The following is a 12,268-nucleotide window of genomic DNA, read 5'->3' as shown; positions in this document are numbered from 1 at the left end:
AGCGCTTCTCGCCGTCTTCCTCGAACTCGCCTTTAGGCTCGGCGATGTTGGCGCGGAAACCCACCACTTCGCGCTTGATCAGCACATTCAGGCCATCGCCATTGGACAGCGGCTCATGGGTGACCACTTGCAGGTCACGCTTGCCGGCTTTTTCCACCACACCCACCGGCAGGCCGGTGAACGTTGGGGTGTCGAAGGCGCCGATGTCGACCTTGCGATCGGTGACGAAATAGTCGGTGCTGCCACGGTGGAAGGTTTTTTCCGGGTCCGGCAGGAAGAAGTGCGCGGTGCGGCCGCTGGACGCGCGCGCCAGGTCCGGGCGGTCTTCAAGCACGTCATCCAGGCGCTGGCGGTAATAGGCGGTGATGTTCTTCACATAGCCCATGTCCTTGTAGCGGCCTTCGATCTTGAACGAACGCACGCCGGCTTCGACCAGCGCGCGAATATTGGCGCTCTGGTTGTTGTCTTTCATCGACAGCAGGTGCTTTTCAAAGGCCACGACGCGGCCCTGGTCATCTTTCAAGGTGTACGGCAAACGGCAGGCCTGGGAGCAATCGCCCCGGTTGGCGCTGCGGCCGTTCTGCGCGTGAGAGATGTTGCACTGCCCGGAGAACGCCACGCACAGGGCGCCGTGGATGAAGAATTCGATGGCGGCATCGGTTTCGTCGGCGATGGCGCGGATTTCCTGCAGGTTCAGCTCACGGGCCAATACCAACTGCGAGAAGCCGGCCTGGTCGAGAAACTTGGCGCGGCCCAGGGTGCGAATGTCGGTCTGGGTGCTGGCGTGCAGCTCGATGGGCGGAATATCCAGCTCCATCACCCCCAGGTCTTGCACGATCAACGCGTCGACGCCGGCGTCGTAGAGCTGATGGATCAGCTTGCGCGCGGGTTCCAGTTCGTTGTCATGCAGAATGGTGTTGATCGTGGTGAAGACGCGCGCGTGGTAACGGCGGGCGAATTCCACCAGGGACGCGATATCGCTCACGTCGTTACAGGCGTTATGGCGCGCGCCGAAGCTCGGGCCGCCAATGTACACGGCGTCGGCGCCATGCAGGATCGCCTCGCGCGCGATGGCGACATCGCGGGCAGGGCTGAGCAATTCCAGGTGATGCTTGGGCAAGGACATAGTTTTTTTAGTCAGGCTTGTCACGGTTGAGGCGCGCATTGTAGCTGTGAAATGCCTGACCGGCACCCACTCAGGCTTGAGCGGCCATCGCAGTGACTTCCACGCGCATGCCCTCTACCGCCAACGCGGCAACGCCAACCGCCGCACGCACGGGCCAGGGCTTGGCAAAGAAGCGCTTGTAGACCTCGTTGAAGGCGCCGCGATCAGCCATGTCCGTCAGATAAATGGTCAGGTGCATCACCCGGTCCATGGAGCTGCCGGCCTTTTCCAGGGCGACTTTCAAGGCTTGCAGGGTGCATTCGCTTTGCAGGGTGATATCGCCCAGCTCCAGGCTGCCATCGGCGCGGGTCGGGATCTGGGTGGACACCAGGATGCCGTTGAAGCCGATCACATCCGAAGAAATCGAGTCGGCATCGGGATCCGGGGTGTAGTGCAGGTCGTGGTTGGCCATGGGCGCCTCTCATTGGCAGGTTCAGAAAGGCGCCCATGGTCCCCGAAAAATACCGCAGGGGCAAACTACGCCCAGCGGCGGAACAACACGCTGGCATTCACGCCGCCAAAGCCGAAGCCGTTGGACAGCGCGTATTCAATCGGCATCGGCCGGGCTGCACCGTGCAGCAGGTCCAGGCCATCCGCAAGCGCGTCGGGGTTTTGCAGGTTGAGAGTGACCGGGGCGACCTGATCACGCAGGGCGAGTACGGTGAAGATGGCTTCGATACCGCCCGCAGCGCCCAGCAGGTGCCCGGTGGCAGATTTGGTCGAGCTGATTGCCGGGCTGCCGTTAGCGCCAAATACCGTCCTGATCGCGGCCAGTTCGCCTTTATCGCCTACCGGTGTGGAAGTCGCGTGAGCGTTCAAGTACTGCACTTGGGCCGCCTCGATGCCGGCCTGGCGCAAGGCTTGCTGCATGGCGCGTCGCGCACCGTCGCCGTCTTCCGGGCCGGCCGTCATGTGGTAGGCATCGGCACTGGTGCCGTAGCCCACCAACTCCGCAATGGGTTGTGCGCCACGCGCCAGGGCATGCTCCAGTTCTTCGATAACGAGGATGCCGGCGCCTTCGCCCATGACAAAACCGTCGCGCGCCTGGTCGAATGGCCGCGAAGCCCGCTCAGGGCTGTCATTGAAGTCGCTGGACAGGGCTCGCGCTGCCGCAAAACCGGCCAGACTGACCCGATGAATCGCCGCTTCGGCGCCGCCGCACACCGCCACATCGACTTCACCGGCACGAATCATTCGCGCCGCATCACCGATGGCCTGCACACCTGCGGCACAGGCGGTCACCGGCGCGCCCAACGGGCCTTTCAAACCGTAATTGATCGACACATGCCCGGCGGCCATGTTGCTCAAGAAGGATGGGATGGTAAACGGGGACAATCGGCGCGGGCCTTTGCTGTCAGTGGTGCGCACTGCATCGGCAATCGCCGGGAAACCGCCAACACCCGACGCAATGATGGTCGCCGTGCGTTCCTGTTGTTCCACTGTGTCCGGCGCCCAGCCGGCCTGCTTCAAGGCTTCATCCGCCGCCGCCAGCGCGAACAGGATAAAGCGGTCCATCTTGCGTTGTTCCTTGGCTGCCAGCAGGCGATCCGGGTCAAATCCGGCTTCAGGATCCTGGATAGCGCTCTGCACCTGGCCACCGATGCTGACCGCCAAATCCCCGATCAAGTCTTCCGGCAGGCGACGGATGCCCGATTGCCCGGCCAACAGGCGGCGCCAGGTGGATTCCACGTCAGCGCCCAACGGCGTCAGCGCGCCCATGCCTGTCACAACGATGCGTTTACTCATGATCAATCGACTCCGGTTGCGGTGAGGGAACAGACCCTATGGACGTCACTATCAACATGAAAGTAACATGGCGTCACACACATTTGCACTGACCCACAGGAATCCCCATGCAACGCAAGTCCCTCATCAGCGACGAATGCCCCATCGCCCGCAGCCTTGAGCGGGTAGGGGAGTGGTGGAGCATTCTGATCATGCGCGACGCCTTGCACGGCCTGCGCCGCTTCGATGAGTTCTCGCGCAGCCTGGGTATCGCGCCGAATATGCTCACGCGCCGTTTGAATGGCCTGGTGGAGGCGGGGATGTTGGAGCGTCGGCCCTACAGCGAGCGACCGCCACGCTACGAATATGTGCCGACGGCCAAGGGTGAGGATTTCAGTGTGGTGCTGATGTCGCTGGTGGCCTGGGGCAACCGGCATTTCGCAGAAGAAGGCCACAGTGTGGAAGTGGTGGAGCGTGCGACCGGTTTGCCGGTGCAGCCGGCGATGGCGAATGCCGCGGGCCAATGTGTGCCGTTGGACCAGTGCACGATCCAAGCCGGTCCAGCCGCCAGCGCAGGGATGCGCCAGCGGTTGGGGGAGATGCCGGATTGATTAGAGCAAGGTAAACGGATAGTCGACGATCAGCCGCAACTCATTCAGGTCACCATCACGTTGGTCGGCGTTCGATGCCACGATCGCATCGCGGACACGCAACGACAGGTTTTTCGCTGGGCCGCTCTGGATCACGTACTTGGCCTCCAGGTCGGTTTCGTGGTGCGCGCCGTCGGCGCCGTAGTCGCCCACATAGGCGCTGTGATCCGGTGTATGGGTGCCATTGATGTCCGAGCCGTTGATGTAGCGGCCCATGAAACTCAGCCCTGGCACGCCATAGCTGGCCATGTTCAGGTCATACCGAATCCCCCAGGACTGTTCGCCCGGCCCGTTGAAGTCCCCCCATTGCACCGAGTTGGCCAGGTACACCGAATCGCCGCCTTCGCCCGCGCCGTTGTTGCCGGTGCCGATGTAGTCAAACGGCGTGTCGCCATGCACTTTCTGGAACGACAGCGTCAACGTGTGCGCCTGCAGGAACGAGTACGCCGCCGCCAGCGAGTAGGTGGTGTTGTTGATCGCGCCGGCCTTGGCGCTGCCAGTATCGAGGGTGCGATAGAGGTTGCCATCCAGCGCGAGTGACTGGTCATGGGCCAGCGGGATCACGTAGTTGAGGTTGGTGTAGTACTGGCGCCAGATGTCTTCCAGTTCACCGGCATAGACGGTCGCGCTCAGGGACGGGCTGAAGGTGTATTTGCCACCGACGAAACTGGCACTGTTGGCGGCTATATTGGCGTAGGTCGCGTAGATATCGTGGTCATGGTTGCTGGTCATGCCGCTGTTGGTGCTGGTGAAATGCCCGGCTTCCAGGTCCAGGCCGGCGATTTCACTGCTGGTCAGGTCGAAACCGGTGGCGGTCTGCGGCAACAGGCGGGTGCCGCCGGTGGCGAAGACCGGGGCGGTGGGTTGCATGTCACCGAATTTGAGCTGGGTCTTGGAGATCTTGATCTTCACCGCCGCACCCACGGAGCCGTAGGCGTCTTCGGGGTCGCCATGCCGGTCGGTCGGCAGGTTGCCGGTGCCGGCATCCGCGTGGGTGGCGTCCAGTTTCAGCCCGCCGTAGGCGTAGGCATCCACGCCGAAGCCGATAGTGCCCTGGGTGAAGCCCGAGGCGTAGTTGAGCATCGCGCCCTGGGTCCAGTCGATGTTATCGGCCCGGCCACCTTCGCGATTACGGTTCATGTAGTAGTTGCGCAACAACCCGGTGACGCTGCTGCCCTCGATAAACCCCTTGGAGTCCGCCTGGTCGGTGACCGTTTCGGCAAACGCCAGTTGACTGATACCGGCACACACCGCCAGTGCTAACAGGCTCGACTGTTTAATCATGTTGTAACTTCCCCGGAAGAATGAACGCGCGCACAGAAACACCGCACTGATTGGAGGGTGCATAAAGTTGTATGGGCAGATGTTTGCAGGTGAGCTGTTACGGTTTTTATTGTGTTCGGCGTGGTTGCCGAGCTTGATTCTAAGCCCAGTCTGCGGGGCCTGCAGCGGGCCAAGGGATGAAACTCGATTAATTAAACTTCACTATTTTTAATCGACTGCGGGTGTAGCGTGGACGCTGTCTTAGCCGCTCTGCTTCGACAAAATCCTTTGGTTGCCGCCGCAGACTCTGCGGCGGATTTTTTTGCGTGGCCGGGTTAGTTGAACTCACCTATGCTGCGCCACACCATTGGCATCCACCCTTCGAGACGCTGCATGAGCCTGAAATCCACCCACCTGCCGGCCTTGATCGCGTTCGAATGCGTGGCCCGTCATATGAATTTTGCGCGGGCGGCGGCCGAGATGGAGGTCACGCCCACGGCGATGTCCAAGACCATCAAGCAGCTCGAAGCGCAATTGGGCGTGCGCCTGTTCAACCGCACCACGCGCAGCGTGGCGTTGACTGAGTCGGGCAACCAATTGCTCGACACCTTGGCCCCGGCCCTGGAGCAGATCCGCTTCTCGGTGCAGCAGGTACACGACACCGCCAGCCGCCCGTATGGCGCGTTGAAAATCAACAGCTCCTACGTGGCCTACGCCTCGCTGATCGAACCGCATGTGGCGGCGTTTCTCGCGCACTACCCGGACATCAGCCTGGATATCGCCCTGGACAATGGCTTGAGCGACATCATCGGCGCAGGCTTCGACGCCGGTATCCGCCTGGGCCAGGCCTTGCAGCGTGACATGATCGCGGTGCCGCTGGGGGCGTCGCAGCCGATGGTGGCCGTGGCCACGCCGGAGTATCTGGCACGCTCGGCGCCGTTGAACACACCTGAAGACCTGCTGGCCCACGACTGCATCCATCAGCGTTTGAGCAGTCGCGGGCCGCTGATGGATTGGACGTTTCGCATCGGCAAGGCCAATGTCGAGCTCCAGGTGAAGGGACGCCTGGTGCTGGATGAGATGCGCACCACCTTGTCGGCGGCGCGCCTGGGATGTGGCGTGGCCCTGGTATTCCGGCCGTTTGCCCAGGCGGACATTGCCAGCGGCGCGTTGGTCGCGATGCTGGAAAAATACGCCGCGCCCGCCGAGACCTTCCACCTGTATTACGCCAACCGTGCGCAAATGCCCGGAAAGCTCCGGGCATTTATCGACTTCTTCCAGGCGCGTAACCGTCAGGCCACCGAGTAGCCGCCGTCGGCCAGCAGGGCGTGACCGGACACGTAGCTGGCATCTTCCGAGCCCAAGAACGCCACGACCGTCGCCATCTCTTCAGCCGTGCCGAAACGACTGGCCGGCGTGCTGGCGGCGAACGCCTGCTGGGCTTCCACCGACGGCCAGATCCCGCGATGGTGGAAGGGTGTTTCGATCAGCCCTGGGCAAAGCGCATTCACCCGCACCCCTTGTTTGAACCACTCGATGGACGCGGTCTTGGTCATGCCCACCACGGCGTGCTTGGTGCCGATATACAGCGCGGCATTCTCGAAACCGATCACGCCGCCCATGGACGCATTATTGATGATGCTGCCAAAGCCCTGCTCCAGCATCACCTTGGCCTCGTACTTCATGCAGTTGAAGACGCCGCGCACATTGGGTTCGAACACCAGGTCGAAGCGCGCATTGTCCTGCTCGATCAGCGGCGCGAACACGCCTTCGGTGCCGGCATTGTTGAAGGCGATGTCCAGCTGGCCGTAGGTGTCCACGGCAAACTTGACCATGGCAATGATGTCGGCTTCGCGGGTCACGTCGACCACAATGGAGGAAGCGATACCGCCGTGGGCGATGATCTCGGCAACCACCTCGTCCAGCTCACTCTGGCGGCGGGCAGCGGCAACGATCTTTGCGCCGCGTTGAGCCAGGACAACGGCAGTTGCACGGCCAATGCCAGAGCTGGCGCCGGTGATCAGCGCGACTTTGCCTTCAAGCTGGCGGGGAGTGGATAAGGTCATGGAAAGCTCCGTTCATGTGCTGCGCAAGGCGGTGTGCTTGCGCTATGGGCACAGGTTACGGCGGATGATTACCCTGGATAATCCACGCAATAGTTAACGAGTTATGAGCTTTAGGTTCATAGTTTGGCCGTCATGGAATAAAACCCGTGACCAGGACGTTTGGAGAGGAGAACCTTCCTACCTCAAATTGGCCTTAACGATGCCGGATGACACAAAAACAAGGCAACGCGTTGCCCGTGAATTCATTTTAGAAAAGCACATGGACGCCATTGAGCGAGCCTCAATCAAAGGCAACTTCTCCATCAGTTTCAGGTCGGCTGGCCGCGCCACACTCCTGGCTTTAGAGCGTGGCGCAGCGGCCAAGGGCCATAACATCCTGGAAAAAACCATCAAGCAAAGCTCCCTCGCCAAGGCATATGGTCCCGACAAGGCCAACGACTTGCTGCTGCGCCTGCGCACCGCCGGGCTGGAGGGTTATGTGGGTCATTGGGACCCAACGGGACTGGTCGGCGTTTACCTCAGTGGCGACCTTGAGGATGACACGTCGATCCAACCCATCGACATCAAGAACCTAGAAGGCAGCCTCGCTGCACTCAAGCGGCTCGGGAACTGGCAGAAGAAGGCTTTCACCGGGGATTATGACGCGCACGACATCATCACCTTCCGTGGCGCTGGACGGCCACGAACCGTGCTGGCGGGCTCCATTGAAGAGCAGCAAGTGATCGATTGCATCAACCGCGAAGTGGCACTGGATGACAGTAACCGGCCATTCGCCGTGCGCCAGCACAATGTGTTGCGACACGGCCCGCAGGTCAATTACCTGTCCTACATGGTCAGCCATGAAAAAGATAATGTGCAACAGACCGGCGGTGTCTCCGGGGCCGTCGCCAGGCCAGGCGAGTTTCCGATTGCGGCGGTGCGCAAGAACACTTGGACGATCATCAATGACATCACGCAACTGGCGCAGTACTACACGTCATTGGGGGCGGTGATGAAGGAAAGTTGGCAGCCGGAAGGCGTGAGGACCTTCGTGGACCAACCGGGGCGCCCCGGCATCGTCATGCTGGGACGGCGCGGCGAGTGAAATACGTTAGAACATCGTCTGGAACACATCCAGTACGCTGTAGTCGTCAGACACCAGGTAAATGGCCTGCCATTTGTCAAAGGTAGTGCAGGGGTGGGAGACGCCGAAACCGATGCAGTCACCTACATGAAAACTGTGCCCCTGAGGTACCCGCACATGTGCATGCTGATCGCTGGTGGCGGCAATTACGCAACCGCTCGGCAGTTCCAGCAAACCGGTACCTGGCCGGATCCAGTGATGGGGCACGGGCAGGCCCGCGTCTGTGCCGAAGTCGCGCTTGCCGACCGATACAATCATCAGCGCAGGCTCCGGCAAGGACAGCACTTGCCCCCATACTTCCAGGGCCGGCTGCAACCGCTCGCTGTGCGAGTTTCTTTCCAACCATTCGGCATGTAGCGCCTGATACAGGCCATTGTCGTGGGTCAGGTAGCAGCCACTGCGCGTGACAATCCTGACCGGTTTGGACAATGCAACCGCGCCGAAGGCTTCGATGACCAAGTCGTAGTAGGCGGACCCACCGGCGGTCAATAGCACCTCGGCGTCGGCAAACAAGTGCAACTGGTCCAGTTGAAGGGCGGCTTCGGCGATTCGCTGGAGAAAGGCCCGAACCAGGGCAAGGCGGTCCTCGTCGACACGACTCTGGTACAACCCTTCGAACCCTGCGACACCACGAAGCTGGATCAGGCCATGACTCTGGCGAATTGCTTCGGCAATCGCCACGACGTCCTCAAGACTCCGACAGCCCGCACGGCCATCGGGGTAGCCCAGCTCTATCAGCACCTCCAGCGGGCGGCCGACCCGCATGGCTTGTGCGGTTTCAAGAAAGCGGTGTACGCCGTCGAGGGAATCCACGTAGCAAAAGATCTCGACCGTCGGGTCGTCGCGCAGTTGCTCCAGGTAATAGCGGATTTCCTGTCGGCCCACCGCCTGGTTGGCCAGGATGATGCGCTTCACCCCGTGACGACGGGCTGCTCGTACCTGTTGGAAGGTAGCAAGCGTCAGCCCCCAGCAGCCATCCTGGTGCTGCAGGGCGAAGAGTTCCGGGCTCATCGTGGTTTTGCCGTGGGGCGCCAGGCTGACATTGGCCGTTCGCAGATACTGGCTCATCCACTGGCTGTTATGGGTAAGCGCCGAGGCCTTCAGGGTGGCCACCGGGAATGGCACATCTTCGTTGAGCAGCGAGAGGTGCAAGTCGGCGATAGCGTGGCGCGGGCACCCGACCAACTGTTCGGGAATGCCTTTCATATGCCGGTTGAGGGTCAAGGGCACGCGGCGCGCGATGTCTTTCAGGCCAGCAATCTGTTGCGCAGGCAGGTTCATTCATACACCTCGGTAGTGAGCCCATTACGTTTTTGCACAAGGCTGTAGGACAGCCACAACCCCAGCAGCCAGATCGGGCCGACGATCATGGCGATCCGGGTGTTTTCAGAGAGCGTCAGCATGGCGGTAATCAGTGCCAGAAAGGCGAGGGTGGCGTAAGAGCTCCAGGGCGACCACGGCATCATGCGTCGGTCGGCGCTCAAGGTGACACGCTGGCGGAACTTGATGTGCGACAGCAGGATGATGGTCCAGGTAAACAGGCCGGCGAAGGTGGCAATTGACGTGAGCCAGATAAACAAATCAGGTGGGGCAATATAGTTCAGCAGCACGCCGATCAACGTCACCAGTACGCCGAGTCCCACTGCGTACACTGGGATCCCCCGCGCTGAAATCCTGCGGAAGCGGCCAGGTGCCTGGCCTTGTTCTGCCAGGTTGAACACCATGCGTCCGGTACTGAAGATCCCACTGTTGCAGGACGACAAGGCCGCCGTCAGCACCACGAAATTCATGATGCCCGCCGCTTCGCGGATCCCCAGTTTTTCGAAGGTCAGTACAAAGGGGCTGCCCTGTGCGCCGATCAGGTCCCACGGGTACAACGACATCACCACGAACAATGCGCCGACGTAGAAGATCGCAATGCGCCAGAACACTGTATTGACCACGCGCCGGATGGACCTTTCCGGATCCTTCGCTTCACCGGCCGTCAAGCCGATCATCTCGATCCCGCTGTAGGAAAAAGTCACCATCGGCAACGCCGCCAGCACACCCCAAGCGCCGTGGGGCATAAAACCACCATGGCTCCATAGGTTACTCAAACCCAGTGCGACGCCATCGTTACCCAGGCCGAACACAATAATCCCCGTACCGGTAACGATCAGGAATACGATGGTGACGACCTTGATCGCGGCAAACCAGAACTCCATTTCACCAAAAGCCGATACCGCCACCAGGTTCAGTGCGCCCATGGCGAGTAACGCACTCAAGGCCCATATCCAGGCCGGTACATCCGGAAACCAGTAAGTCATGTAGATCGCTGCTGCCGTCACTTCGGCCATGATGCAGACGATCCAGTAGAACCAGTAGGTCCATCCCGTCATGAAGCCTGCGCGGTGCCCCAGGTAGTCGAATGCATACCGGGAAAAGGAACCGGCCACCGGGTTATGGACCGCCATTTCGCCCAAGGCACGCATCACAAAAAAGACAAACACGCCGCACACCGCATAGGTCAGGAGAATGGCCGGGCCGGCGGTCTTGATTGCACTGGCGGAGCCATAAAACAACCCCACGCCAATGGCTGCTCCGAGCGCCATCATGTTCATCTGCCGAGGGCCAAGGCCGCGGTTTAGAGCGCTGTTTTCTGTCGCGGTATTCATAGCGTTGTTCACCATGCCGATTTATTTTTTTTACAATGGATGACGCAATCGCAATCAATAAAAGTCGGTGGCAGCCGCGCTTCAACGGGCACACACAAGGGTGGTAAACACTCGAAGCGTTACCAGGGTGCACGTTGTCGAACAGCTGCTACCGCGTTTTAGATCACCAATTCACGGAGATGTACTTGGCTTCCAGGAACTCGAGCATGCCGTGATGAGCCCCCTCGCGCCCCAGGCCACTTTGCTTGACACCACCAAAAGGCGCGGCGGGATCAGACACGATGCCGCGGTTTAGGCCGATCATGCCGCTCTCCAGGCGAGCCGAAATACGCATGCCCTTGCCGATGTCCGCCGTAAACACGTAGGCCATCAGGCCGTACTCGGTGGCATTGGCCAACTTGATCGCTTCGTCGACCGTATCGAATACGACGATGGGGGCGACAGGGCCGAAGATTTCCTCGCGCAGCAGATCGGCCGTGGGCGGTACATCAACCAGTACCGTCGGGTTATAGAAGTAACCCTGGCGCGCGGGTTTATCACCACCGGCGATGACTTTGGCGCCCTTGGCGCAGGCGTCGTTGACCAACGCGCTGATCTTGTCCACGGCAGCGGCATTGACCATGGGGCCGCATTGGGTTTGCGGGTCGACGCCGTCCCCGACGCGCAGGTCAGCCATGCGTTGTGCCAGACGCGCCGAAAAAGCTTCGGCGATGCCGCGCTGCACGTAAAAGCGGTTGGCAGCCGTGCAAGCTTCCCCGCCATTGCGCATCTTGGCGAGCATGGCGCCGTCGATGGCAACCTCAAGGTCGGCATCCTCAAACACCAGGAACGGCGCGTTACCGCCCAGCTCCATGGAACAGTTGATCACCGAGTCGGCGGCCTTGCGCAGCAGGACACGACCGACCTCTGTCGAGCCTGTGAACGAGAGTTTGCGCACCCGTGGATCATCCAGGATCTCGCTGCACAGTTTGCCCGCCGAGCGGGTGGTGAGGATATTGACCACACCGTCCGGCACACCGGCTTCAGCGAGTATCTGACCGATCAGGTAGGCCGTGAGGGGCGTTTCAGTGGCGGGTTTGAGGATGCACGTGCAACCTGCTGCAAGTGCCGGGGCGATCTTGCGCGTGGCCATGGCCGCAGGGAAGTTCCACGGTGTAATCAGCAAGGCAATGCCGATGGGTTCGTATTGCACCAGGGTATTGGCCTGGCCGCTGGGTGCCTTGCTCAGGTCGCCGTTGATGCGCACGGCCTCTTCGGCGAACCAGCGGAAGAACTCGGCGGCGTAGGCCACTTCGCCTTTCGCATCACTGAGGGCCTTGCCGTTTTCCTGGGCGATCAACCGCGCGATCTTGTCGCTGTCACGGCTGATCAACTCAAAACAGCGGCGCAGGATTTCACTGCGCTGACGCGGTGGCGTCGCCGCCCAGGCAGGCGCTGCCGCTGCCGCAGCGTCGACCGCAGCGCGCGCATCTTCCAGCGTGGCATCCGCGACGTTGGCGATCACCGCTTCGGTCGAGGGGTCGATCACATCAATGCGCTGGCGAGACGTCGAGGGCAGCCACTGGCCGCCGATGAACAGATCGGTGGGCAGTGAGTCGTGAGGTTGGGTCATATGCACCATG

The 12,268-nt window shown here is 61.0% G+C and carries 11 protein-coding genes; 3 read left to right on the top strand and 8 right to left on the bottom strand.

Annotated elements, in window-relative coordinates:
- The 3 genes from HX812_RS24640 to fabF all read right to left on the bottom strand — a co-directional run.
- A partial coding sequence (locus HX812_RS24640) for a peptidase U32 family protein (protein WP_178949131.1) occupies nt 1–1,126 on the bottom strand: 1,126 nt, incomplete at its 3' end.
- A gap of 70 nt (nt 1,127–1,196) precedes the next feature.
- Nucleotides 1,197–1,577, bottom strand: a complete 381-nt coding sequence (locus tag HX812_RS24635; protein ID WP_038843294.1) for a RidA family protein — start codon at nt 1,575–1,577, stop codon at nt 1,197–1,199.
- A 65-nt stretch (nt 1,578–1,642) separates the two neighbouring features.
- Nucleotides 1,643–2,911, bottom strand: a complete 1,269-nt coding sequence (gene fabF / locus HX812_RS24630; protein ID WP_038843296.1) for a beta-ketoacyl-ACP synthase II — start codon at nt 2,909–2,911, stop codon at nt 1,643–1,645.
- Nucleotides 2,912–3,018: 107 nt separating this feature from the next.
- Here fabF and HX812_RS24625 point away from each other — a divergent pair, with 107 nt between their 5' ends.
- Nucleotides 3,019–3,501, top strand: coding sequence for a helix-turn-helix domain-containing protein (locus tag HX812_RS24625; RefSeq protein ID WP_038843300.1), 483 nt, complete (start codon nt 3,019–3,021; stop codon nt 3,499–3,501).
- Here the strand turns inward: HX812_RS24625 and HX812_RS24620 are convergent, their stop codons facing one another.
- On the bottom strand, nt 3,502–4,824 hold the full coding sequence (locus HX812_RS24620; RefSeq protein WP_038843302.1) for an OprD family porin: 1,323 nt from the start codon (nt 4,822–4,824) through the stop codon (nt 3,502–3,504). It abuts the gene before it with no gap.
- A gap of 372 nt (nt 4,825–5,196) precedes the next feature.
- Between HX812_RS24620 and HX812_RS24615 the strand changes: the two genes are divergently transcribed.
- Nucleotides 5,197–6,111, top strand: coding sequence for a LysR family transcriptional regulator (locus HX812_RS24615; protein ID WP_038843355.1), 915 nt, complete (start codon nt 5,197–5,199; stop codon nt 6,109–6,111).
- Here HX812_RS24615 and HX812_RS24610 read toward each other — a convergent pair.
- Nucleotides 6,096–6,869 (bottom strand): SDR family NAD(P)-dependent oxidoreductase, encoded by a 774-nt coding sequence (locus HX812_RS24610; protein ID WP_038843303.1) that lies wholly within the window; start codon nt 6,867–6,869, stop codon nt 6,096–6,098. The two genes, HX812_RS24615 and HX812_RS24610, sit on opposite strands and share 16 nt — an antisense overlap.
- Before the next feature lie 259 nt (nt 6,870–7,128).
- On the opposite strand from HX812_RS24610, the gene HX812_RS24605 reads away from it, so the two are divergent.
- A complete protein-coding gene (locus tag HX812_RS24605) occupies nt 7,129–7,953 on the top strand; it encodes a hypothetical protein (RefSeq protein ID WP_200864473.1) in 825 nt (274 codons plus the stop codon).
- 6 nt (nt 7,954–7,959) lie between these two features.
- Here HX812_RS24605 and HX812_RS24600 read toward each other — a convergent pair whose 3' ends face one another.
- From HX812_RS24600 to HX812_RS24590, 3 genes are all read right to left on the bottom strand, one after another.
- Nucleotides 7,960–9,273: an amino acid deaminase gene (locus HX812_RS24600; RefSeq protein ID WP_050572375.1), complete on the bottom strand. Its 1,314-nt coding sequence runs from the start codon at nt 9,271–9,273 to the stop codon at nt 7,960–7,962.
- Nucleotides 9,270–10,646, bottom strand: coding sequence for an amino acid permease (locus HX812_RS24595; protein ID WP_038843358.1), 1,377 nt, complete (start codon nt 10,644–10,646; stop codon nt 9,270–9,272). Before HX812_RS24595 ends, HX812_RS24600 begins: the two co-directional genes overlap by 4 nt.
- Nucleotides 10,647–10,809: 163 nt before the next feature.
- The gene (locus HX812_RS24590) at nt 10,810–12,258 is read right to left on the bottom strand and encodes an NAD-dependent succinate-semialdehyde dehydrogenase (RefSeq protein WP_235165395.1); all 1,449 of its coding nucleotides are present in this window, start codon (nt 12,256–12,258) and stop codon (nt 10,810–10,812) included.
- Between the last annotated feature and the right edge of the window lie 10 nt (nt 12,259–12,268).

Origin of the sequence: Pseudomonas sp. IPO3749 (assembly GCF_013386605.1) — a bacterium.
Classification (GTDB): domain Bacteria; phylum Pseudomonadota; class Gammaproteobacteria; order Pseudomonadales; family Pseudomonadaceae; genus Aquipseudomonas; species Aquipseudomonas azotoformans_A.
The sequence above is the reverse complement of the archived record's forward strand: the minus strand, read 5'-3'. Positions and strand labels throughout refer to the sequence as shown.